Genomic DNA, 23,601 nt, shown 5'->3' with positions numbered 1-23,601 from the left:
GCCATGGCGGCCGTCGGGACGGGGATCTCGAGCAAGCGATTGAGCATGGCGCCCGCGCGGGTTAGCACCCCTCCCCATCCGCGCCAGCCTTTTCTGGCGACGTTCCGAACAGCCACGGAGACCAGTGCTGCGCATTCTGATGCTGACCGAGGCGATGGTCGTGGGCGGGGCCGAGCTGTTCGCGCTGCGCTTGACCGACCACCTGCAGCGGGCCGGGATCGCCTGCGATCTCGTCTGCCTCCATGCCGACCACTTTCATCCGGCGGTCCTCCGCACCCGTCCGCGCGTCGTCGTCCGCCCGGCAAGGCTGCCGCTGCTGCGCTGGCTCAAGCGAGCCGACAAACTGCTCGAGCCGTTGGCGCACGCCCCGCTCCGCACCCGACTGACGACCCGCTGGATCGACCGTCATCTGCCCGCCTACGACATCGTCCACAGCCACTTGTTCGGCGCCGACTGGATCGCCGCCGCGCTCAAGACGCGACATCCGCACCTGCGGCTCGTCTCGACCCTCCACGGCGACTACCGAACTTTCGACGAAAATAGCGGCAGCGCGAACGAGACGAGCCGCCGCGCGCATTGGGCCGAGCGGCGTGACCGGGTGCTTGGAACGGTCGACCGGTTCGTCACCATCTCTGCGGAACAGCAAGCCCAGTTCACCGATCAATATCGGATCGCGCCCGAGCGGCTCGTCGACATCTACAATGGCGTCGAGCGGCCGTCCGGCTTCGGCGCCGGGCCGAGCGACCCGCCCGGTCCGTTCACGATCACCATGGCAGCACGCGGGACAATCCCGGAAAAGGGGTGGCAACCCCTGCTCGAGGCGTTCGAACTGCTGCGAGGCGACGTCCGGCTCAACCTGGTCGGCGAAGGCGCGTATCTCGACGAGCTCAAACGACGTCATGGCAGTGATCGCCGAATCCTGTTCGCCGGCTTCGACGCAGAGCCCGCCCGAACCATGGCGCGCTCGCACGTCTTCGCCTTGCCGACCACCTACCCGGCCGAATCGCTTCCCACCGTCATCAGCGAGGCGCTGTCAGTCGGCTGTCCGGTCGTCGCCACCGGCGTCGGCGAGATTCCGCAGATGCTCGCGACGGACGAGGGGCCGGCGGGGACGCTGCTCGAGGCCGGCTCGGGGCCACCGTTCGTGTCGCAGCTTCGCGCTGCCCTCCAGGCCTACATCGACGACCCGACCTTGCGTCGCCGACATGCCCGCAACGCGACCCGTGCCTTCCGCCGATTCGACATGGACGCCTGCACCAACCGCTATCGTGCCCTTTACGAAGCGCTGCTCGGTGAAGACCCCAGCACCTCATCGACGAGCGCAAACCACTGAGCGCCGATTCGTTCGCGGCTGAAGTCCGCCATCCGCGCCTCGCCAGCCTGCCCTAGACGGCGGCGTTCGTCCGCTTCATCGAACAGTCGGCTGATCGCTCCAAGCCATCGCCTTCGCGACGATGCGCCCGCTGGCCCGTCATCGAGCATCGGCAGCAGCAGACCGAACTGAGCGTCTTCGGCATGGTCGAGCGGCGAGGCTGGCTCGTCGCTCGCCGGCGCAAGGATTTCGCGCGGGCCGGTCGGGCAGTCGGCGCTCATCACCGGAAGTCCGCAGATCATCGCCTCGCACAGGGCAAGCGGGAATCCCTCCCAGCGTGAGGGAAAAACGAAGAGGGTGGCCCGGGTGAGCCACTGAAATGGATTTTGGCGAGCTCCGAGCAGATAGACGTCGCACCCCGGGCGAAGCTGTTCGTCACGCCAGGCGGCCCAGGTCACCAGGCCAAGCGCTTCGGCCCGGGCGAGCAGGTCGTCGCGCAGCTCTCCGTCGCCAAGGATCAGCAGGCGCGCCGGTCGCGCGCGGCGTAGTTCGGCGAACATCTCCAGAAGCGCAGGGTGGTTCTTTTGCGGATGCAGCCGTCCGCTGGTCGCGAGCACGGGCGCCGCGTCGAACAGGGTCTGTTCGTCGGCCGTCAGCGGAACCCTTGCAGCCGCGCGGATCGCGTCCCCATCGAAGAAATTATTGATGGCCGATAAGCGGTTATCCGGCGTTCCTAACTTACCGAGTTCGGTCGCGATGGCGCGGCTGACGGTGACGACACGGTCGGCCCGGCGGTAAAGCAGCGGTTGCAGGATTCTGTTCTGGAGCCAGCCCGACAGTCCACTCAGCCCGCGATCGCCCTGCTTGGAGCCATGCACCACTGCGATCGTCCGCTCGTCGCCGCGGCTGAGCAGATTGACGTAATCGGCACCCGGCATGTGGCTGATACACAGCCGCGCCCCGCTTTCGCGCTTGATCCGGCGCAGCGCCGCAACCCGCCGCGCGAAATTCCTCAGCTTGGCGAGCGGACCGCCGCCGCCCTCGACGTCGAGCGACAGCAACGGATTGCCGCTCGCAAACTGTTCGCCGCCATCGAGATTGAAGGCGACGTCGACCACCCGATAGCGCTCGGCGAGCAGCCGCGAATGATCGCGGAAGACCCGCTGCGCACCGCCCATCCCGAGGTTGGGAATGAGCATCAGGATATCGGCGGGCGGTACCGCGCTGCGGCTGGTCACGGCGGGCTTTCGGTGCGGACGGCGCGCGAGGGTTGCCATGCAGGGTGCGACCGCGCAAGCCACGCGGGTGACCGCCCCGGCCCTCCCCCTCGTCGCGATCCTCGACGGGAGCGTCGCGATCACCGGCGCAGTGACCGCAGCCTGCCGCGCCGCCGGCTTTTTCGCGGACGAGGCGCGGTTCCTCTTGATCCTGCCAAAAGGTTCGAGCGTGCCGGCCGAGCGCCTGCGCGCCAACGTGCAATTGGTGACGATCCCGCTGCCGAGGCTTCGCCGCTCGCTCGGCGGAATCGCCGCTTACCCTTGGGCAACCTGGCGCGCCGCCGTTCGGCTCAAGCGGCTGCTCGAAGAGCGCGAGGTGCAAACCCTCCAGGTCAACGACTTCTACCTCCTGCCCGGTCCGCTCGTCCGACCACTCGGCTGGCGCGGACGGATCGTGACAGTGGTGCGAATCGACGTGCGACGCTTCGGCGCGCCGGGTCGCTTTTGGCTCGCCGCGGCCCGGCGATGGAGCGACCGCCTGCTTGCCGTGTCGAGTTTCATCCAGCGAACGGCTGCCCTCGCCCCCGATGGCCTGATTTACGATCCGGCCATGACAGTACCGAGCGTCACCCCAGGCACCCGCCGCCCGATCCTGCTGTTCGTCGCCAACTACATCGAGGGCAAAGGCCAGGACACCGCGATCCGCGCCTTCCACAGGATCGCCGCCGACTTTCCGCAAGCCGAGCTGCATTTCCACGGCGGAGACATGGGACTGGCCAAGAACCGCGCCTATCGCGCCGAGCTTGAGGAAGCCGCCGCCGCCGGACCTGGTGCGGCGCGGATCCGCTTCTTCGGCTTCGTCGACGATCCGTCCCCATTGCTCGCCGAAGCCCGCGCCGCGCTGGTGCTGTCGCATAGCGAGAGCTTTTCCCTCACCTGTCAGGAAGCGAGCGCGCACGGCGTGCCCGTCATCGCCACCCGCTGCGGCGGTCCGGAGGAGATCGTCGAGGAGGGTTCCACCGGCTATCTGGTCGAAGTCGACGACGATGCGGGCGTCGCCGAACGAATGGCGCGTTTGCTCGGCGACCCGGCCCTGGCCGAAGCGCTCGGTCGCCGCGGCGCGGCGCTGATGGCGGAGCGGTTCGGAGTTGACGGGTGGCGCGTGAAAATGCGCGAAGCGCTCGGATTGCCTCAGCCGGCGACCGATCGGAACAGCTCGATCAACCGCGGCGCTTCATTGGCGAGCGAGTAAGCGGCAACCGCGCGCTGCCGCCCGGCGGCGCCAAGCCGGGCTCGCAAGGCCGGATCGGCCAGCAGGGCGCGCAACCGCTCCCTCCATTGGTTGGCATTCTCGACCAGAAAACCGGTCTCGCCCTCGATCACGATCTGCCGGTTGACCCCGACCGGCGAGGCCACCGTCGGCAGTCCGCAGGCCATATATTGGATCAGCTTGTAACCGCTCTTGCCGCGCTGAAACGGAGCGTCGATCAGCGGCATGATCCCGATCGTGAAGCGCTGGACTTCGGCGATCTCACTCGCCTCGCTCCACTCGACGAGGTCGAGGCCCTCGAATCGATCCGCCTCGGCCCCCCGGCCTGCCCCTATCGCGCGGATGCGGGCGCCGGTCTCGCGGTGCAGCTGCGCCAGCATCGGGAGCAAGGGCCGGACATTGGCCCAGGTCGAAGGCGAGCCGATCCAGCCGATGACCGGCGGCGCGTCCGGCGCCGCCACAGGCACATAGCGCTCGGTGTCGACAACCGTCGGCACCACCAGGCTGCGCTCGCACCAGCGGGCCGCATAGTCGCGCAGGTAAGCATTGCCGCAGGTGCAGGCCGCTGCTCCCTCGATCAGTGGCCGCAGTTTGTCGCGTAGCAGGAGCCGCGCCGCTCCGCGCGGATGCTCGTCGTAGGGTACGAAAAAGGCGTCATCGAAGTCGTAGATCACCGGGATGCCCCAGCGATGCACCACGCGCTCGAAGCGCGCCGGGAGCCAGGGAAAGAGCTCGGCATAGACCCAGATGAGGTCGGCATCGGGTCGCCGCCGTAGCGTGGCCAAGCGCGAGAGATAGGAGCGCGCGATCCTCGCCCGCGATGGTTTGCCGTGGCCGGTCAGGCTGCGGATGTAGGCGTCGTCGAGTAGCGGCTGGTAATCGACCGTAATTCCGGCTGTCGAGAAGGCAGGTAGATATTGTAGCAGCCGTTGGCGGGTGCTCGCCGCCTCACGGTCGTATTTGGTGAAGGCGAGGACCTTCATGCGGATCGGGCGAGCCGCCTCACGATCGTCGCCACCGATGTGCGCCAGTCGGGCATGACGAAACCGGTCGCTGCGGCGCAGATCCGGCTGTCGAGCACCGAATAGGCCGGGCGCCGGGCGCGAGTAGGCCAGTCGGTCGACGGGATCGGCCTGATGGCCGCGTGCGGCAGGCCGTGCGCCGCAGCCTCGTCCATGATCGCCTGCGCCAGCTCGCACCAACTCGCGTCGCCGCTGCCGGCAAGGTGGAAAGTCCGCCCGAGCAGTCCCTCGCGTCCTTCAGCAATCAGCATCGCCAGGCGGAAGATCGCGTCAGCCAAATCGAGCGCGCTGGTCGGGCTCCCGCGTTGGTCGGCCACCACCGTCAGCTCGGACCGGGTCGAGGCCGCGCCCAACATCGCGGTGACAAAATTGCGGCCGAACGGACTTATGACCCACGCCGTCCGCAGAATGACATGGCGGGGATTGCCCGCCCGCACCGCCTCTTCGCCGGCCAGTTTGGTCGCGCCATAGCGATTGATGGGGTCGGTCGGCCGGTCCTCGGCAATCGCCTGCGTGGCTGCCCCGTCGAACACATAATCGGTCGAGATCTGAACGGTCGGCGCGCCGACCTCGGCCGCGGCCGCCGCCGCCTCGCCGGCCGCCTCGGCATTGACACGGTGAGCGAGCGCTGGCTCGTCCTCGGCCTGGTCGACCAGCGTGTAGGCCGCGGCGTTGATCACCAGGTCGGGCCGGTTGGCGAGGATCGCCGCGCGGATCGCCCCCGGCACGGCGAGATCGACCTCCGGCCGCCCGGCAGTGATCATCTTGACGTGCGAAGACGCAGCGGCCCGCTCGACCAGGCTGCGCACCAGTTGGCCCTCGCGCCCAGTCACCAGCAGCTTCATGCCGTGCGACCCAAACGCTCCCCCGCATAGCGCTCGCGCAAGGGGCGCCACCACCAGTCGTTGGCCAGATACCAGTCGACCGTCCGGGCGAGCCCGCTGGCGAAACTCTTCTGCGCTCGCCAGCCGAGCTCGCGCTCGATCTTGCTCGCATCGATCGCATAGCGGCGATCGTGCCCAGGCCGATCGGTGACGAACTCGATCAGCGCGCGGCGCGGCCGTCCGTCCGGCAGCGGACGGCGCTCGTCAAGCAGGTCGCAGATCGCTTCGACCACCTGCAGGTTGGTGCGCTCGGCGCGGCCGCCCACATTGTAACTCTCGCCGACCGCGCCGCGGGTGAGCACCGCTTCCAGCGCGGCGGCGTGGTCCTCGACGAACAGCCAGTCGCGGACGTTCTCGCCGCGCCCATAGACCGGCAGCGGCTGTCCATCGAGCGCGTTAAGGATGACCAACGGGATCAGCTTCTCGGGAAAGTGGTAGGGCCCGTAGTTGTTCGAGCAATTGGAGAGCACCACCGGCAGACCGTAGGTTTCATGCCACGCGCGGACGAAATGGTCGCTGGCCGCCTTGGATGCCGAGTAAGGCGACGACGGCCGATAGGGCGTTTCCTCGGTAAAATAGCCCGCGTCGAACGGAAGGTCGCCGAACACCTCATCGGTTGAAACGTGGTGGAAGCGGAAGTTCGCCTGCCCTTCGCTCGAGAGCGAACGCCAATAGTCGAGCACCGCGCTCAGCAGGCGGAAGGTGCCCACGACATTCGTCTCGACAAACACGCCGGGCCCATCGATCGAGCGGTCGACATGGCTTTCGGCTGCCAGGTGCATGACACCCTCGACGCCTTCCTCGCGTAGCAACCGTCCGACCAGCTCGGTGTCGCCGATATCGCCGTGGACGAAGCGATGGTTGGCGGCGCCCTCGATCTCACGCAGCGAGGTGAGCGAGCCCGAATAGGTCAGCTTGTCGAGCGAGACGACCCGCCGCCCCTGCCCGACCAGCCGCCGCGCGACCGCACTGCCGATGAAGCCCGCACTGCCGGTGACGAGGATCGTCTTCATGAGCGCATCGCCTCGGCATCCTTGAGGAGCGGCGCGGCGCGGTCCTTGTCGGAGAGCAGTATTTCCGAACGTTCCATCGGCCATTGGACCCCGATCGCCGGATCGAACGGGTCGATACCGCGATCGTGTGCCGCGCTGTAGAGAGCGTCGACCTTATACTGGACCTCGCAGCCGTCCTCGAGCGCGAGGAAACCGTGCGCGAACCCCGGCGGGATGAACAGCTGGTTCCACTCCTCGGCCGAAAGGATCGCCCCGGCCCACCGGCCGAAGGTGGCGCTGCCGGCCCGGATGTCGACCGCGACGTCGAGCACCCGGCCCCGGCTCACCCGCACCAATTTGGCCTGGGCGAATGGTTCGAGCTGATAGTGGAGGCCGCGCAATACCCCGCGCGCCGAGCAACTGTGATTGTCCTGGACGAATGGGCGGTCGATCCCGGCCGCCGCCCAGTCGCGCGCGTTCCAGACCTCGGAAAAGAAACCGCGTTCGTCGCCGCGTCGGATCGGCCGCAATTCGAGCACGCCGGGAAGCGCGGTCTGCCGGACCTCAACCATGGACAGGCTCGGTCACTCGCCGGCGCAAATAAGCGGCGTAAGGCGTCTTGCCGAGGCGATCGGCGCGGGCGAGCACGCTGGCACTATCGAGCCACCCCTGCTCGAAGCCGATCTCTTCGAGGCAGCAGATCTTGAGCCCCTGGCGATGCTCGACCGCGCGGACGAAGCTGCCGGCGTCCTGCAGGCTCTCATGCGTGCCGGTGTCTAGCCAGGCGAACCCGCGGCCGAGCGTCCGCACCTCGAGCGTCCCATTCGCGAGATAGGCCCGGTTGACGTCGGTGATCTCGAGCTCGCCCCGCGGCGACGGCGACAGCCCGGCGGCGATCTCGACCACGTCATTGTCGTAGAGGTAGAGCCCGGTGACTGCCCAGCGCGAAGCGGGTTTGGCGGGCTTTTCCTCGATCGACACCGCCCGCCCCTCGGCATCGAAGGAGACCACGCCGTAGCGCTCGGGATCCTCGACCGCATAAGCGAAGACGCGCGCGCCCTTGCTCAGCGTCGCGGCCTCGCAGATCAGGTCGGGCAGGCCGGCGCCGTAGAAGATGTTGTCTCCGAGGATCAGCGCGACCGGATCGTCGCCGATGAACTCACGGCCGATGATGAAGGCTTCGGCCAATCCGTTGGGCGCCGCTTGCTCGGCATAGCTCAAGGTGATGCCATAATCGCTGCCGTCGCCGAGCAGATCACGGAACGCCGGCAGGTCGCGCGGTGTCGAAATGATCAGAATATCGCGGATCCCGCCCAGCATCAGCACGCCGAGCGGGTAGTAGATCATCGGCTTGTCGTAGACCGGCAGCAACTGCTTGGAGACGCTGAGCGTCGCCGGATAGAGCCGGCTGCCGCTGCCGCCGGCGAGAATGATGCCCTTCAACCGTCCCTCGCCTTTTCGCCTGCCGTCCGGTCTGTCTAAAGGAGATAGGTCCGATAGGGTAGCCACTTGTAGGCAAAGTCCGCGAAATCGAGCCAGACCAGCTCGATGGCGAGCGCATAGCAGACGATGACGAAGCGGTTGGCGATATTGGGAAAAGCCAGCGGCAGCCGGCTCATCACCGCCAGCTGGAGCGGAAACATGTAGAGCGCCATTCGGTCGACCGCGGTACTCGAGGGCGTGGTCACCAGCGCGACCAGCAGCGCAATTGTTACCCAGCTGCTCAACCGGAAGAAACCGCGCTGGAGGTCGTCGAACGCAAACCTGCCCGGGGACGCAAGGAACAGCAAGGCGGGGATGAGGCTGAGGCCGACCCGGATCGCCGCGCCCGAACTCTGATATTCGGCCTGGATATAGTTGGTGACGAGCTTGTCGACATTGTCGGCGAGCAAGGCCGCATAGAGCGCGTAGAACAGCAACAGCCCGCCGAGCAGGGTCAACAGGCGATTGCGCTTGCGTGAGAAGATGATCAGCGGCAGCGCGAGCACCGCCGTCTTGTGGAAGAGCGCGGCGAGAACGACGTAAACGGCAAAGCGGAGCAGGCTTCCGCCGCGAAAGAGCGATGCCATTCCGCCGAGCAGCAGGCCGATCGCCACCGCCTGCCGGGTGTAGCCCATCGCGACGACCACCACGAGGTAGGGGATGGCGACCACCACCACCAGCCACGGCAGCGGTTGGGTCCGCGCAAAGCGGATCAGGCCCAGGCTGAACAGCAATCCGCAGACGAGATTGACCGACCAGATGTCGAGCCCGAGCTGCTGTCCGCCCCAGTTGAGGAATTGGTAGGCCGGATCGCCGAAATCGAGCATCTCGGCGAGGCTCGCCGTCGCGGCATAGTCCCAATAGGACGTGTAGGTGTCCCAGTCGCCGCCGACGCGGAAGCGCAGTCCGATCATCACCGCCATCAGCAATCCGCCGACGATCAGCATCAGCGGGATGTGGTGCGGTGCTGGCGGGGACGGTTCGGCCGCGGGACGTCCGTCGGCTGCCGCCACGACCGGTTCGCTGAACAGCGCGCCTAGCGCGAAGAAGGCGAAGAGGAGAAGATAAGGCGTCAAGGCGAGGCGGCTATACGAAGCGGCGCGAGGCTCGTCCATGCGCCGGCGCCCTCACAGCGTGGTCGGGGGCACCTCTGGCGGGAAGATCGCGACCCGGACGTGGGGCTGCCCGCGCTCCTCCTCGCCGATCACGACCGCGCCGTCAGCTTCGACCCAGACGTGCGCGCTCAGCCGGTCGCCCTCCGGGCGGATGCCATAGTGAAGTCGACTGTCGATCCCGCGCCGGCGCAGCAGCCAGTGCGCGGCGAGCCCTTCCTGAAAGCAGACCGTCCGCCAGGGCAGCCGTGCCGAAGCGCGCTGGACCGCCCGGCGAACCGCTTCGAGTTCCGTCGCTTTCTGTGTCCCGGCCAGCGGCGGTCCCTTCCCCATCGTGCGGACGAGGCGCTCGAAGGGCAACCAGCGGATCGCCATGCTGGCGAGGGTCAGCGACGCCGCCGCTTCGATGAAACGGAGATAGTCGGAGGGCGGATGGCGCGGCACGAACGAGCGGTAGCGCCGCCGATTGCCCGCTGCCAAGCTCCTCGCTATCGCCCCGTCCGGGGCCTGTAGCTCAATGGTAGAGCCAGCCGCTCATAACGGCCAGGTTGGGGGTTCGAATCCCTCCGGGCCCACTTTCCTACCCGCGCAGCCGGTCGGCTAGAGCCATAGCAGCTTCGGCATTGCGGACGGCGATGAAGATCGTGTCGTCGCCGCAGATTGTTCCCGCCACCTCGGCAAGCTGCGCCTGGTCGAGCGCGACCCCGACCAGATGCGCCGAGCCCGGCGGAGTCCTCAAGACAACCAGCTGGCCGACCGGCTCGATTGACCGCACCCACTCAGCAAAAATCGCGCGCAACCGCCGCTCGGGAGCGTTGGCGACGCTCGCCTCGTCGGGCAGCGCATAGCTAGTGATCCCGGCGCGGCGAAGCTTGACCGCGCCAAGCTGCTCGAGATCGCGCGAGATCGTCGCCTGGGTGGTTGCGAACCCCTCCTCGCGGAGGACGGCCAGCAGGGCATCCTGGCTCGCGACCGCGCGGCTTCGAAGCAGGTCGGCGATCAGGCGCTGGCGACGAAGGCGGGCATCGGTCATCGCAATAATATGCATTGCCTTGCATAAACATGCAATTGCCGCGATAGGGCACCGCCTGATGATTCGAGCCGCCCTACTTGGCGCTTCCGGTTACGTCGGGGGCGAATTGCTGCGTTGCCTCGCCGCGCACCCCGACATCACCGCCACCCGGCTGTTCGGCGACAGCAAGGCGGGGCAGCCGCTGGCCGCCGTCCATCCGCACGTCGCGCCAGCCTATGCTACGGCCACCGTCGAACGGTTCGCGCTCGAAGCGCTCGACGACGTCGACCTCGTGTTCGCCGCCCTGCCTCACGGCGAGAGCCAGAAGATCGCCGGCGCCATCCTCGCCCGCGGGCTCAAGCTGGTCGACCTCGGCGCCGACTTCCGGCTCGCAGATCCGGCCGTCTATGCTCGCTGGTACGGCCATGAGCACGCCGCGCCCGAGTCTCTCGACCGCTTTGTCTATGGAATCCCTGAATTCCATCGCGACGAGATTAGCGCCGTCGACGCGGTGGCGGCGGCGGGCTGCTATCCGACCGCGACCATCCTGGCGACCAAGCCCTTGCTCGACGCCGGGCTGATCGTGCCGGGATCGCTCATCGTCGACGCCGCCTCGGGTGTCAGCGGCGCCGGCCGTGCACTCAAGGAGGGCACCAGCTTCAATACCGTTGCCGGCAGCCTCAGCGCCTACGGCCTGCTCGACCACCGCCACACCGCCGAGATGGAGCAGGCGCTCGGCAGCGAAGTGCTGTTCACCCCGCACCTCGCGCCAATGACCCGCGGCATCCTCGCCACCTGCTACGGTACCGCCGCCCGGCCGATGACCGCCGACGAGCCGCTCGACGTTTTCCGCGCAGCCTATGCCGACGAACCGTTCGTCCATGTCACCGCCGAGCCGCCCGCGACCAAGTGGGTGGCGGGCTCGAACGCGGTTCAGCTGACGGCGCGCTACGATCAGCGCACCGGTCGCGTGCTGGCGATTGCGGCGATCGACAATCTCGGCAAGGGCGCCGCCGGACAGATGATCCAGTGCGCCAATTTGATGTTCGGCCTGCCCGAGACCGCCGGTCTCAGCGTCTGCGGAGTCTATCCATGAGCGTTACCGCCCCCGAGGGCTTCGTTGCCTCCGGACTCCATGCCGGGATCAAGCGGCGGCGCTACGACATGGCGCTGCTCGCCACCGAGGATCGCCAGCCGGTCACCTGCGCGGCGGTCTTCACCCAGAACAAATTCGCCGCGCCCCCGGTGACGCTCGACCGCAGCCTGCTCGCCGCCAATGGCGGACGCGCGACGGCGGTGATCGTCAATTCGGGCAATGCCAACGCCGGCACCGGTGCGGCCGGGCTGGCCGCTGCCGAGGCCATGGGCGCCGCCGCCGCCGACGCGCTCGGTGCGGCGACCGGCGATGTGCTTGTCTGCTCGACCGGAATCATCGGCACTCCGCTACCGATGGAGCCGATCCTCGCCGCCACGCCAAAGTTGGTGAAAAAGCTCGGCCGTGGCGGGGGCGAGGACGCCGCGCGCGGCATCCTCACCACCGACCATGTGTCGAAGGAGGTCGTCATCTGCGGCGACGGCTGGACGCTGGGCGGCATGGCCAAGGGCTGCGGGATGATCGCGCCCAACATGGCGACCATGCTCGCCTTCCTGACGACCGACGCCGACGTCCCTCGCGAAACCCTCCAGGCGATGCTGGCGAGCGCTTCGGCGAACACTTTCAACACGCTCAATGTCGACGGGGCGACCAGCACTAACGACACCGCGATGCTGTTCGCCAGCGGCCGCCGGGGGACCCCGTCCGATCTCGACGGCTTCGGCCGCGCGGTCGAGCAGGCCTGCCGCGAGCTGACCATGAAGATGGCCCGCGACGCCGAGGGGATGACCCGCATCGCCCACCTTCACGTCACCGGCGCCGCCAGCGATGCCGAGGCGCGGATCGCGGCCAAGTCGATCGCCGAGAATAACCTGGTCAAGTGCAGCTGGTACGGCAGCGATCCCTATTGGGGCCGCCTGCTTGCCGCCGCCGGCTCGTGCGGCGTGGCGATGGAGGTCGAGCGCACCTTCGTCGCTTATGGGGGGATCCGCGTCGCCGAAGCAGGCATCAATATCGCCCACGACGCTCAGGCGCTGACCGAGCACATGATGGGCGACGAGTTCTCGATCGAGGTCCATCTCGGAGCCGGCCAGGGCTCGGCGCGAATGATCGGGATCGACCTCGGGCCGGGTTACATCAAGGAAAATTCGAAGACGTCATGACGCCAGTCTTGTCCCCCGGAGGCACCGCCCAAATCCTGGTCGAGGCCCTCCCCTACATCCGCCAGTTCGCCGGCAAGTCGATCGTGGTGAAGCTCGGCGGCGCGGCGATCGACGAGGCGAGCGACCTCGCACTCGCACAGGACGTGCTGCTGCTGCGCTCGGTTGGGGTGCGCTGCGTGTTGGTCCACGGCGGCGGGCCGCAGGTCGACGCGATGCTTCGCCGCGTCGGCAAGGAACCTGAGTTCCGTGACGGCCTTCGCGTCACCGACGCCGAGACGCTCGAGATCGTCCGCATGGTGCTGGTCGGCAAAATCAACCGCGACCTCGTCGCCACCATCAACGGCCAGGCCGGCGCCGAACCCGCCGCGGTCGGCGTCTCGGGCGAGGATGCCGGGCTGCTGACCGTCTCTCCGCGCGACGCCTCGCTCGGCTTCGTCGGCGACGTTACCCAGGTACGCGCCGAATTACTGCACCGTCTGCTCGACGACGGCCTGCTGCCGGTGGTCTCGACCGTCGGCGCCGATCCGGCGGGCCAGCCTTACAACGTCAACGCCGACGAAGCCGCGCGCGCCATCGCGGTCGCGATGCGGGCGGAGAAGATCGTTTATATGACCGCCGCGCCCGGCCTTCTCGAAGACCCGAAGGATGAAAATACCCTCGTCCCGCGGCTCACTGCCGCCGAACTCCGCGCGCGGATCAGCGACGCCAGCGTCGGCGGAGGCATGATCCCCAAGCTGACGGCCTGTGCCGACGCGGTCGAGCAGGGCGTCAACTTCGCTCACATCATCGATGGCCGGGTACCCCATGCGCTGCTGATCGAACTGCTTACCGCGCACGGCATCGGGACTATGATCAAGCAGGAAGCAAGCTGGTGAGGCACCTCCTCCGCATCGCCGACCTCTCGGCCGACGATCTCCGCACTATCCTCGGCTTGTCCAGCGGCCGCGCCCGCCGCCTCGATGGCGGCCAGGGCGTCGCTCTCTATTTCGAGAAGCCGAGCGCGCGCACCCGCAACTCGATGGAGTTGGCGGCCGCCCAGCTCGGGCTGCACCCGGTCTATCTTCAGCCACAGGAAATCGGCCTCGGCAGCCGCGAAAGCGTCCCCGACATCATCCGCACCCTTGCCTGCTACCACCGGGTCATCGCCGCGCGGGTGTTCGACCACGGCCTGCTCGAGCAGATGGCGGCGGTGAACGCGGCGCCGGTGCTCAACATGCTGTCGGCCACCGACCATCCGCTTCAGGCGCTCGCGGACCTCAAGACCATCGACGAGCTGTGCGGCCGGATCGAGGGCGTGAAGATCGCCTACGTGGGCGATGGCGACAACAATGTCGCGCGGTCGCTGGCGGAAGGCTGCGCCCTGCTCGGCGCCGAGCTGATTATCGCCGCCCCCGCCGCCTACCAGCTCACCGACGCCCCTGCCGGCACCCGCCAGACCGAGGACGCCGCCGCGGCCGTCAGCGGCGCCGACATCGTCTACAGCGACGTCTTCGTCTCGATGGGCCAGGACGACGAGCGTGAGCGCCGGTTGGCCGAGCTCAAGGACTATCAAGTCAATGCCAAGCTCATGGCCAATGCGCCCGACGCCCATTTCCTCCATTGCCTGCCCGCCCATCGCGGCGAGGAAGTCACCGCTGAGGTGATCGACGGGCCCCGCTCCGCGGTCTGGCAGCAGGCCATCAATCGCATGCACACGGCACGCGGCGCGCTGCTCTGGCTGCTCGACGTCCCTTCTTCAGAAGAGTTCTGAACCATGGCCAAGAAACTCAAGGTCGTCCTCGCTTATTCGGGCGGGCTCGACACCTCGATCATTTTGAAGTGGCTGCAGACCGAATATGACGCCGAGGTGGTTACCTTCACCGCCGACCTCGGCCAGGGCGAGGAAGTCGAGCCGGCACGGCGCAAGGCCGAGATGCTCGGGGTCAAGCCAGAGAACATCTTCATCGAGGATCTGCGCGAGGAATTCGTCCGCGACTTCGTCTTCCCGATGTTCCGCGCCAATACGGTCTATGAAGGCCAATATCTGCTCGGCACCTCGATCGCCCGGCCGCTGATCGCCAAGCGCCAGATCGAGATTGCGCGTCAGGTCGGCGCCGACGCGGTCTGTCACGGCGCCACCGGCAAGGGCAACGACCAGGTCCGCTTCGAGCTCGGCTATTATGCGCTCGAGCCCGACATCCGGGTGATCGCCCCGTGGCGGGAATGGCAGTTCGCCAGCCGCGAGCAACTGCTCGACTTCGCCGAAAAAAACCAGATTCCGATCGCCAAGGACAAGCGCGGCGACGCGCCCTTCTCGATCGACGCCAACCTCCTTCACTCCTCGTCGGAGGGGAAAGTGCTCGAGGATCCGAGCCAGGCTGCCCCGGAGTACGTCCATCAGCGGACGATCAGCCCCGAGGAGGCGCCCGACCAGGCGACCGAGATCAGCATCGAGTTCGAGCGAGGCGACGCGGTCGGGATCGACGGCGAGCGGCTGAGCCCGGCGACCCTCCTCACCCGCCTCAACCAGCTTGGCCATGACAATGGCATCGGCCGCCTCGACCTGGTCGAGAATCGCTTCGTCGGCATGAAGTCGCGCGGCGTCTATGAGACCCCCGGCGGCACCATCCTGCTCGCCGCCCACCGCGGGATCGAAAGCATCACGCTCGATGGCGGGGCGATGCACCTCAAGGACGCGATGATGCCGCGCTACGCCAGCCTCATCTACGACGGCTTCTGGTTCGCCCCCGAGCGCGAGATGCTCCAGGCGCTGATCGACAAGAGCCAGGAGCATGTCACCGGCTCGGTCCGCATGAAGCTCTACAAGGGCAATGCGACGGTGATCGGGCGCGACAGCCCGGCCTCGCTCTACGACGAGGACCTGGTCACCTTCGAGGAAGGCAGCGGCAGCTACGACCAGCGCGACGCCGCCGGCTTCATCCGCCTGAACGCGCTGCGCCTGCGAATCGCCGCCCAGCGCGCCAAGAAGCTGCAGGCCTAGCCGACCATCACCGGCGGCTTGAGGGGGAGCCCCTTCTCGAACCGCTCCTTCCAGCGGGCGATCTGCTCACGCACGCGGACCGGCGCGGTGCCGCCGTGGCTGGTGCGGCTCGCCACCGACGCCTCGACGCTGAGCACGTCGTAGACGCGCGCGTCGATGCGCGGGTCGATCGCCTGCAAGGCCTCGAGCGGCAGGTCGGACAGGTCACACCCGCGCTCCTCTGCCGCCTTGACGGCCGAACCGGTGATATGATGCGCCTCGCGGAATGGCACCCCGGCTTCGCGGACTAGCCAGTCGGCGAGGTCGGTCGCAGTCGAGTATCCGCTCGCCGCCAGCGCGCGCATCCGTTCGGGCACGAAGGTCATGCTCTCGATCGTCCCACCGATCGCGGCGAGGCTCAGTTCGAGCATCTCCGCCGCCTCGAAGGTCGGCGCCTTGTCGTCCTGCATGTCCTTCGAATAGGCCAGCGGCAGCCCCTTCATCGTGATCATCAGGCCATTGAGCAGCCCGACGATTCGCCCCGAATGTCCGCGCACCAGCTCGGCCGCGTCGGGATTGCGCTTCTGCGGCATGATCGACGAGCCGGTCGACCATTGATCCGACAGTCGGGCGAAACCGAATGGCGGGCTCGCCCACAGGATCACTTCTTCCGCCAGTCGCGACAGATGCAGGCTGCACATCGCCGCCGCCGACAGGAAGTCGAGGGCGAAATCGCGGTCGGAAACGCTGTCGAGGCTGTTCTCGGTGGGGTGCCAAAAGTCGAGCGCCTTGGCGGTCGCCGCGCGGTCAATGGGAAAGCCCGTCCCCGCCAGCGCCGCGGCCCCCAGCGGACATTCGTCGGCCAGCTTGACCACCTGCATGAACCGCAGAAAATCGCGGAACAGCATCTCGACGTAGGCCATCAGATGGTGGCCGAGCGTCACCGGCTGCGCCACCTGGAGGTGGGTGAAGCCGGGCATGATCGTCTCGGCATGTTCCTCGGCACGCGCGACCAGCACCTTCTGCAGCTCGACGATGGTGTCGGCCATCCGCACCGCCGTGCCGCGGGTCCACAGCTTGAAGTCGGTCGCCACTTGGTCGTTGCGCGAGCGCGCGGTGTGCAGCCGCCCCGCCACCGGGCCGATCAGCTCGGCCAGGCGGTTCTCGACGGTCATGTGAATGTCTTCGAGCTCCATCCGCACCGGCACGCCCTGCTCGGCGAACTCGGTGGCGATCTGGTCGAGCCCCGCGACGATGGCGTCGGCATCCTCCGCCGACAGGATGCCCTGTGCCGCGAGCATGCGGGCGTGCGCCTTGGAGCCCTTGATGTCCTCGGGCCACAGGATCCGGTCGACCGGGATCGAGGCGTTGATCTGCTGCATGATCGCGGAAGGACCGCCGCCGAAGCGGCCGCCCCACATGCTGTTGCTGTCCTGGCTCATGGGGCGGGGCTTTTCACCAGCCGCCCGCCAAGGTCAAACCGCGGGTAGCAGCAGGACGAAATCCTCGGGCTCGATATCGAGCGAGCCGCCCGCGATCTGGGCCAGCCCGCGCACCAAACGAAGGGCAAAGCCGAGCCGGGCGACCGACTCGCCGCGCAGCATGGCTTCGTCGCTCAGGCCCAGCGTTTCCTCCGGCCGGGTGATCGCCAGCACGGCGCGGTCATCGACCCGGTCAACGATCAGCTTGAGCCGTTCCTCCGGCCCGGCGGCATCCGCCACCGCGGCGACGAACCGGCGGAGCAAGCGCTCGGCGAGGCTCGGCTCGAGCGCGACCTTCACCTCGTCGTCGCGCATCTCGACGGTCACGCGCGGGTCGAGCAGCCTGGCCAGTTCGGCCAGAACGGTAACGTCCCGCGACGCCGGGCTGGCGCTGCGCAGCTTGGCGGCAAGGTCGAGATCGTCGACCGCGGCGAGCAGCAGCCGCGCTTGGCGGACGATCTCGCCCGCCCTGTCGCGATAGGCGCGGTGGGCCGGGCCGAGATACTGGCCTTCGATCACTTCGCCGAAGCCGATGATCGCAGTCAGCGGGGTGCGCAGCTCGTGGATCAGCTCGCGCAGATTGCCGTGGTCGGCGGGCAGGCCCGCGGCGAGCACCGGAATCGGATCGTGCTGCGGCACCACCGGCTCCGTCACCCGCCGCGCCACGCCCGCATAGCCGGCGAAGCGTCCGCTGCCGGGCAGGAATTGCGGCTGCCCCGACCAGCGCCAGTCGCCGCCCAGCTCGCCATCGTCGGCCAGCAGCAGCGGCTCATCGACGAACGGCTGCATGGTGTCGAACCGCTGCCGGAGGTCGCTGCGGACGGAGCGGCCGATCACCGCGCCGCGGGCGATGCCGTCGACCCAGTCGATGTCGCCGTCGGGGCCGCATTCCCACTGGAACAGCCGACCTGCGGCGACTCGCGGTGAACTGGCGGCGGACGCCGCGTTCTCCTTAAGCGGCGGACGCGCCGGCTCACGCGGGTGGAGGGTGTCGATAATGGCCTGCGTTCCGGTCGAGGCGGCGGCGCGCAACTCCTTCCACGCCGCGTCGTCCAGCTCCGCCGCGCCAAGCAGCGGTGCCGCGACCTTGCCGCGATCGGCGACGAACACCTTGAGCAGCGCGAGCGGCAGGTCGGGCGCGGCGATCGCCCGCGCCGCCGTCGCGCGGATCGTTTCAGGAACTTCGGGCGAGATTTCAGCAATCCGCGCCAGCGCCTTGTTCAGCAGCACCGGGTCGGTCTCGCCCGCGCCGCGCGCGACCAGTTCGACGAGCTGGCGCCACTGCACCACGCGGTCGCGCGGCGCTACGGCGTTGAGGCCCAAAACCGTCAAAAGGCGGTCGTCGAATCGCACCAGGAAAAGGCCCCGCACTCACACACGTCAGATGACGCTACCTAACGCCGCCGTTAAACAAACGTATACCGGGCCGTCATTAACTTTCCTGTTGTGGGACAGGCATGAAAAAAGGGGCGGCCCGACGGACCGCCCCTCCTTTCGCTTGGCTACCTCGGCTTAGTGCCCGGCGACCCATGCCGACCACAGCTGCGCGGTATACTGCCGCGGTCCGGTGACCTTGGCGAACGAGGCCTGCGCCCCTGCCTTGTCGTTAGCGCCGGCCAGCGCCTCGCCCAACCGCAGATTGATGAGGTTGGCGTCGGCCCCCGTCTTGGTCAGGGCGGCACGGTAGAGCCCCGCGGCCTTGGCATATTCGCCATAGCCGAGGAACACGTCGCCCGCGGTCACCGCCGACTTGGCGGTCGCCGCCGCCAGCCCATTCCGCTCCGTCGCCGCTAGACCGGCGCGGTCGGCGGTGACGCGAGTGCTCGCCGAGCTGTAGACCTGGGCGAAGACCGGCTTGCCCCGGGTGATCGCATTCGAATTAAAGCCCTGGTCGAGGACGGTCTTGGCCTCGCCCGGGAAACCGTGGCTCAAGGCGGTGCTGGCATAGCGATAATAGTCGCTCTCGCCCTTAAGCGCATTGGCGGCGCGCTGCAGCCGGAACAGGTCGATCTGATCATTGTCGGACTGACCCGAGGAATCGCCGACGATCCGCGTCGCGTCGCGGATGTTGTCGGCGGTCGGCGCGGACTTTATCCAGTCGATCACCACGGCGTCCAGGTTGGGCAGCTTGTGGTTGTAGGCGATCGACACCTGCCGCTTGCGCCATTCCGGCGGCACCGGCTGATTGGCCGCCTGCTGGGTCGCGATCGCCTTCTGGAAGGTCGCGACCGCCTGCGCACTGTTGCCGGCGCTCTCATAGGTCTCGGCCAGCAGCAGCATGGCGTCGGTGTTGTTGGGATCGGCCGCCAGCAACGCCAGCAGGTCGGTCTGCGCCCCGGCATAATCCTTCGCCTGGAAGCGCGCTTTGGCCTTGTTCACGCGGAACACCCGGATCTGCTCGGGCGTGGCCATGCCGCTGTTGAGGATGACGTCGCCCGCCGCGGTGATCGCGGCGTCGTCCTTGGCCGCCAGCGCCGCCTTGAGCTGGAGCTGCCCCAGCATGTACCGGTCTTCCTTGGTCGAGACGACAGCCTGCGCCGCGGCGATCGCGCCGGGAATCTTGGCGGTGTCGTTGGCGTTGACCGCGGTCTGCAGCGCGATCAGCGCCGGCTGCGCCTTGTTCGACACCTTGATCTGCGCGGGCGGCTGCTGCGCCATTGCCGGCGCCGCCATGCCAATGGCTCCCAGCGCCACCGCGCCAGCCAGCATCTTGCCGTAGAACGTCATCCCACTCTCCTGTGTGGCCGGACCGCCTCGCGGCCGCGGACCCGTTAATTCTGCAACGACGGTGAGGCGCCTTTAAGCCCCTTCCGCCGCCGGTTCCAGCGCCCTGCTGTCGGCCGCGTGAACCCCCGTTGAACTCGCCAGAACCGATTGTTTTCCCGGACGCTTTGACGTTTCCCCGAGCGACTTGCTAGGCGCGCGATCGTGATCATCCTGCTTTCGCCCGCCAAGACGCTCGACCTCGATTCTCCCGTCTCCGACCAGCCGACCCAAGCGCGCTTCGCCGCCGATGCGGCACGAATCGCGCGGGCCGCGGCGAAGCTGTCGGCCGCCGACCTGTCGGCGCTGATGCACATCAGCGCCGCCCTGGCCAAGCTCAACGTCAAGCGCTTCAAGGGTTTTCGCAAGGCCGCCGAGCGCCCGGCAATCCGCACCTTCGCCGGCGACGTCTATCGTGGTTTCGACGCTGCCAGTGCCGACGCCGACACCATCGCTTTTGCCCAGGATCACCTGCGCATCCTGTCAGGCCTCTACGGCGTGGTGCGGCCGCTCGACGCGATCCGCCCCTACCGGCTCGAGATGGGCACTGCCTGGGCGCCCAAGGATGGCGACAAGCTGACCGATTATTGGGGCCGCAAGGTCGCCCGCGCGGTGCTCGCCGATCTCAAGGCCGACGGCTCGGGTGTGCTGCTCAACCTCGCCAGCCAGGAATATTATGCGGCGGTCGGGCCGCACCTTCCCAAGCGCGGCGTCAAGGTCATCGCGCCCGACTTCCGCGTCCGCACCGCCAAGGGCCTCCAGTTCCAGAGCTTCACCGCGAAGGTCGCCCGCGGCGCGATGGCCCGCTGGGTGTGCGAGGAACGGGTCGCCGACCCGGCCGCGCTTTCCCACTTCGACCGCGACGGCTGGCGTTTCGACTCGGCGGGAAGCACGCCCGACAAGCCCCTGTTCGTTCGGGCGGCGTGACGAAAAGCCTCGCGCGCGTACGCGCGGACTGCTAGTCCTCGGGCGAGCGGGTTCCCGCGAGTAAACGAACAGCACAACAGCAGGATTTTTCCTTGGCCACCCAACCGCCGGCGGAAGCCGCGCCCGACGCGATCGCCCCCATCTCCATCGTCGAGGAGATGAAGACCAGCTACCTCGATTACGCCATGTCGGTGATCGTCAGCCGCGCGCTGCCCGACGTGCGCGACGGGCTGAAGCCGGTCCATCGCCGCATCCTTTATTCGGCCAGCGAGAACGGGTTCGTCTACAACCGGCCCTACCGCAAGTCCGCCCGCATCGTCGGTGACGTGATCGGTAAATATCATCCGCACGGCGACACCGCGATCTATGACGCCCTCGCCCGGATGACCCAGGACTGGTCGATGCGGCTGCCGCTGATCGACGGCCAGGGCAACTTCGGCTCGATGGATCCTGATCCGCCCGCCGCCATGCGTTACACCGAGGCGCGGCTGGCCAAGGCGGCGAGCTTCCTGCTCGGCGACCTCGACAAGGACACGGTCAACTTCCAGCCGAACTACGACGCAAGCGAGCGCGAGCCGCAGGTACTGCCGGCGCGCTTCCCCAATCTGCTGGTCAACGGCGCCGGCGGCATCGCGGTCGGGATGGCGACCAACATCCCGCCGCACAACCTCGGTGAGGTGCTCGGCGCCTGCCGCGCCTATCTCGACGACCCAACCGTCACCACCGAAGGGCTGATGGAGCACGTCAAGGGCCCCGATTTCCCCAACGGCGCGATCATCCTCGGCACCGCGGGCATCCGCAGCGCCTACACCACCGGGCGCGGCTCGGTCATCGTCCGCTCGCGCTACAAGGTCGAGGAAGGACGCGGCGACCGCCGCTCGATCGTCCTCACCGAAATCCCGTTCCAGCAGGGCAAGAACGCGCTGGTCGAGAAGATCGCCGAGGCCGCCAAGGACAAACGGATCGAGGGCGTCTCCGACATCCGCGACGAATCCAACCGCGAAGGCGTGCGGATCGTCATCGACCTCAAGCGCGACGCGACCCCCGACGTCGTCCTCAACCAGTTGTGGCGGCACACCCCGGCGCAGGGCTCCTTCCCCTGCAACATGCTCGCGATCCGCGGCGGCCGGCCCGAGACGCTGACCCTTCGCGACATCATCGAGAGCTTCGTCAAGTTTCGCGAAGAGGTCATCACCCGCCGCGCCAAGTTCGAGCTCCTCAAGGCGCGCGAGCGGGCCCATATCTTGCTCGGCCTCGTGGTCGCGGTCACCAACCTCGACGAGGTGGTGCGGATCATCCGCGGCTCGGCTTCGCCCGCCGAAGCGCGCGAGGCCCTGCTCTCGCGCGAGTGGGCCGGCGACCAGATTCGTCCCTACATCCAGCTGGTCGAAGCGGTCGAGCCGCAGGCAGCGGGCGACACCTATCGCCTGAGCGAAGCGCAGGTGAAGGCGATCCTCGACCTGCGCCTGCACCGCCTCACCGCCCTCGGCCGCGACGAGATCGGGAACGAGCTCGCAGGACTTGCCAAGACCATCGGCGAACTGTTGGAAATCCTTGGCAATCGTGTCCGGCTCTATGAAGTGATGCGCGAGGAGTTCGACGAGGTCGAGCGCGAGTTTGCGACCCCGCGCCGGACCGAGCTCGCCGGCGCCGCCGACGGGATCGACGACGAGGATCTGATCGAGCGCGAAGAGATGGTCGTGACGGTCACCATGACCGGCTACATCAAACGCACCGCCCTCTCGATCTTCCGCGAGCAGAAGCGCGGCGGCAAGGGCCGGTCGGGCATGAGCACCAAGGACGAGGACGCGGTCACCAACCTGTTCGTGACCTCGACCCACAATCCGGTGCTGTTCTTCTCCAACCTCGGCCGGGTCTACCGGATGAAGGTGTGGCGCCTGCCCGAGGGCGGCCCGACTGCCCGTGGCCGGCCGATGGTCAACCTCCTCCCCCTCCAGGCCGGCGAGGTGATCACCACCGTGCTGCCCCTTCCCGAGGACGAGGAGAGCTGGAACGACCTACACCTGATGTTCGCGACCGCACATGGCGCCGTCCGCCGCAACAGCATGGACGCGTTCCGCAACATCCCGACCGCCGGCAAGATCGCGATGAAGTTCGGGATCGCGGAGGAAGGCGACGGCGAGGAAGAGGATGCGACCGACCGGCTCGTCGGCGTCGCGCTCTGCTCAGAGGAGGACGACGTCCTGCTCGCCACCCGCAACGGCAAGGCGATCCGCTTCATGGCGACCGCCATCCGCGAGTTCCAGTCGCGCTCGTCGACCGGGGTCCGCGGCGTCCGCCTCCTCGGCGACGACCAGGTCATCTCCATGTCGATCCTCCATCGCGTTGGCACTGAGGCGGAGGAGCGCGAGGCTTATCTCCGCAGCCCGCGCTGGCGCGACAATGAAAGCGCCGAGGGGCTCGACGCTGATCGCTACGCCTTCATCGCCGACCATGAGCAGTTCATCCTGACCGTCACCGAAAACGGCTTCGGCAAGCGCACCAGCGCCTACGAATATCGTCGCACCAACCGCGGCGGCCAGGGCATCACCAACATCGACACCTCAGAGCGCAACGGCGGTGTGGTGGCGAGCTTCCCGGCCAAGCCAGGCGAGCAGATCATGCTAGCGACCGATCAGGGCAAGATGATCCGCACCACCGTCGGTTCGATCCGCATCGCCGGTCGCAACACCCAGGGCGTGATGATCTTCCGCGTCGCCGACAATGAACATGTCGTCTCGGTCGCCCGCATCGACGAGAGTGACGAGGTCGAGGTCGAGCCGATCGACGGCGAGCTTGCTCCCGACGATGGCGCCAACGTCGGCGAGCAGGAACTCGACAAGCCGGTCGATCCGCCCGTCGAAGACTGATCTTTCCGCAACCGGGTCTCCCCGTCACGCGTTCGATACGCT

General features: G+C 67.7%; 21 protein-coding genes and 1 tRNA gene. 10 read left to right on the top strand and 12 right to left on the bottom strand.

The window, feature by feature from the left end; genetic code table 11:
• Positions 1–124 precede the first annotated feature (124 nt).
• Positions 125–1,333 (top strand): glycosyltransferase family 4 protein, encoded by a 1,209-nt coding sequence (locus tag GCU42_RS03050; protein WP_152569428.1) that lies wholly within the window; start codon positions 125–127, stop codon positions 1,331–1,333.
• On the opposite strand, the gene GCU42_RS03045 is transcribed toward GCU42_RS03050, so the two are convergent.
• Entirely contained in the window at positions 1,276–2,430 is a 1,155-nt protein-coding gene (locus GCU42_RS03045) for a glycosyltransferase (RefSeq protein ID WP_240309478.1), read from the bottom strand. The genes GCU42_RS03050 and GCU42_RS03045 overlap by 58 nt on opposite strands.
• A 187-nt stretch (positions 2,431–2,617) precedes the next feature.
• Between GCU42_RS03045 and GCU42_RS03040 the strand changes: the two genes are divergently transcribed.
• Positions 2,618–3,781: a glycosyltransferase family 4 protein gene (locus GCU42_RS03040; RefSeq protein ID WP_168713091.1), complete on the top strand. Its 1,164-nt coding sequence runs from the start codon at positions 2,618–2,620 to the stop codon at positions 3,779–3,781.
• On the opposite strand, the gene GCU42_RS03035 is transcribed toward GCU42_RS03040, so the two are convergent.
• From GCU42_RS03035 to GCU42_RS03005, 7 genes are read right to left on the bottom strand one after another with little or no spacing between them, the layout of a single operon-like run.
• Positions 3,721–4,782 carry a glycosyltransferase family 4 protein gene (locus GCU42_RS03035; RefSeq protein ID WP_114227900.1) on the bottom strand — a complete coding sequence of 354 codons (1,062 nt, stop codon included), beginning with the start codon at positions 4,780–4,782 and terminating at the stop codon, positions 3,721–3,723. The genes GCU42_RS03040 and GCU42_RS03035 overlap by 61 nt on opposite strands.
• Positions 4,779–5,666, bottom strand: coding sequence for a dTDP-4-dehydrorhamnose reductase (gene rfbD, locus GCU42_RS03030; protein ID WP_114227901.1), 888 nt, complete (start codon positions 5,664–5,666; stop codon positions 4,779–4,781). Before rfbD ends, GCU42_RS03035 begins: the two co-directional genes overlap by 4 nt.
• Complete coding sequence (gene rfbB, locus GCU42_RS03025) at positions 5,663–6,718, bottom strand: dTDP-glucose 4,6-dehydratase (protein WP_114227902.1); 1,056 nt, start codon at positions 6,716–6,718, stop codon at positions 5,663–5,665. Before rfbB ends, rfbD begins: the two co-directional genes overlap by 4 nt.
• Complete coding sequence (gene rfbC / locus GCU42_RS03020; RefSeq protein WP_114227903.1) at positions 6,715–7,269, bottom strand: dTDP-4-dehydrorhamnose 3,5-epimerase; 555 nt, start codon at positions 7,267–7,269, stop codon at positions 6,715–6,717. The genes rfbB and rfbC overlap by 4 nt, the downstream gene beginning before the upstream one ends.
• On the bottom strand, positions 7,262–8,140 hold the full coding sequence (rfbA, locus tag GCU42_RS03015; protein ID WP_114227904.1) for a glucose-1-phosphate thymidylyltransferase RfbA: 879 nt from the start codon (positions 8,138–8,140) through the stop codon (positions 7,262–7,264). The genes rfbC and rfbA overlap by 8 nt, the downstream gene beginning before the upstream one ends.
• 35 nt (positions 8,141–8,175) lie before the next feature.
• A complete protein-coding gene (locus tag GCU42_RS03010; RefSeq protein ID WP_114227905.1) occupies positions 8,176–9,294 on the bottom strand; it encodes an EpsG family protein in 1,119 nt (372 codons plus the stop codon).
• A gap of 12 nt (positions 9,295–9,306) precedes the next feature.
• Complete coding sequence (locus GCU42_RS03005) at positions 9,307–9,771, bottom strand: lasso peptide biosynthesis B2 protein (protein ID WP_114227906.1); 465 nt, start codon at positions 9,769–9,771, stop codon at positions 9,307–9,309.
• Between the two features lie 23 nt (positions 9,772–9,794).
• On the opposite strand from GCU42_RS03005, the gene GCU42_RS03000 reads away from it, so the two are divergent.
• A tRNA-Ile gene (locus GCU42_RS03000) sits at positions 9,795–9,866 on the top strand.
• Between the two features lie 5 nt (positions 9,867–9,871).
• Here the strand turns inward: GCU42_RS03000 and argR are convergent.
• Positions 9,872–10,324: an arginine repressor gene (gene argR, locus GCU42_RS02995; RefSeq protein ID WP_162789228.1), complete on the bottom strand. Its 453-nt coding sequence runs from the start codon at positions 10,322–10,324 to the stop codon at positions 9,872–9,874.
• 58 nt (positions 10,325–10,382) lie between these two features.
• On the opposite strand from argR, the gene argC reads away from it, so the two are divergent.
• From argC to GCU42_RS02970, 5 genes are read left to right on the top strand one after another with little or no spacing between them, the layout of a single operon-like run.
• On the top strand, positions 10,383–11,399 hold the full coding sequence (gene argC, locus GCU42_RS02990) for an N-acetyl-gamma-glutamyl-phosphate reductase (RefSeq protein ID WP_205214986.1): 1,017 nt from the start codon (positions 10,383–10,385) through the stop codon (positions 11,397–11,399).
• Positions 11,396–12,559 (top strand): bifunctional glutamate N-acetyltransferase/amino-acid acetyltransferase ArgJ, encoded by a 1,164-nt coding sequence (argJ, locus tag GCU42_RS02985; protein ID WP_114227908.1) that lies wholly within the window; start codon positions 11,396–11,398, stop codon positions 12,557–12,559. Before argC ends, argJ begins: the two co-directional genes overlap by 4 nt.
• Positions 12,556–13,434, top strand: coding sequence for an acetylglutamate kinase (gene argB / locus GCU42_RS02980; protein WP_114227909.1), 879 nt, complete (start codon positions 12,556–12,558; stop codon positions 13,432–13,434). The genes argJ and argB overlap by 4 nt, the downstream gene beginning before the upstream one ends.
• Positions 13,431–14,309 carry an ornithine carbamoyltransferase gene (gene argF, locus GCU42_RS02975; protein WP_205214987.1) on the top strand — a complete coding sequence of 293 codons (879 nt, stop codon included), beginning with the start codon at positions 13,431–13,433 and terminating at the stop codon, positions 14,307–14,309. Before argB ends, argF begins: the two co-directional genes overlap by 4 nt.
• 3 nt (positions 14,310–14,312) lie before the next feature.
• Positions 14,313–15,539 carry an argininosuccinate synthase gene (locus tag GCU42_RS02970; RefSeq protein WP_114227911.1) on the top strand — a complete coding sequence of 409 codons (1,227 nt, stop codon included), beginning with the start codon at positions 14,313–14,315 and terminating at the stop codon, positions 15,537–15,539.
• Here the strand turns inward: GCU42_RS02970 and argH are convergent.
• The 3 genes from argH to GCU42_RS02955 form a co-directional block, all read right to left on the bottom strand.
• A complete protein-coding gene (gene argH, locus GCU42_RS02965) occupies positions 15,536–16,939 on the bottom strand; it encodes an argininosuccinate lyase (protein ID WP_114228362.1) in 1,404 nt (467 codons plus the stop codon). The genes GCU42_RS02970 and argH overlap by 4 nt on opposite strands.
• Positions 16,940–16,993: 54 nt before the next feature.
• On the bottom strand, positions 16,994–18,331 hold the full coding sequence (locus GCU42_RS02960) for a histidine kinase dimerization/phospho-acceptor domain-containing protein (protein ID WP_152569427.1): 1,338 nt from the start codon (positions 18,329–18,331) through the stop codon (positions 16,994–16,996).
• Positions 18,332–18,511: 180 nt separating this feature from the next.
• Positions 18,512–19,726 carry a tetratricopeptide repeat protein gene (locus GCU42_RS02955; protein WP_114227913.1) on the bottom strand — a complete coding sequence of 405 codons (1,215 nt, stop codon included), beginning with the start codon at positions 19,724–19,726 and terminating at the stop codon, positions 18,512–18,514.
• A gap of 201 nt (positions 19,727–19,927) precedes the next feature.
• Here GCU42_RS02955 and GCU42_RS02950 point away from each other — a divergent pair, with 201 nt between their 5' ends.
• Entirely contained in the window at positions 19,928–20,689 is a 762-nt protein-coding gene (locus GCU42_RS02950; RefSeq protein WP_114227914.1) for a YaaA family protein, read from the top strand.
• Positions 20,690–20,847: 158 nt separating this feature from the next.
• Positions 20,848–23,559 (top strand): DNA gyrase subunit A, encoded by a 2,712-nt coding sequence (gyrA, locus tag GCU42_RS02945; protein ID WP_114228363.1) that lies wholly within the window; start codon positions 20,848–20,850, stop codon positions 23,557–23,559.
• The last annotated feature ends 42 nt before the right edge of the window (positions 23,560–23,601 follow it).

The organism is Sphingomonas ginsengisoli An et al. 2013 (genome assembly GCF_009363895.1).
In the GTDB taxonomy this organism is placed as follows: domain Bacteria; phylum Pseudomonadota; class Alphaproteobacteria; order Sphingomonadales; family Sphingomonadaceae; genus Sphingomicrobium; species Sphingomicrobium ginsengisoli.
Note: the sequence above shows the minus strand (reverse complement) of the source record. Positions and strands in the feature narration are given on the sequence as shown.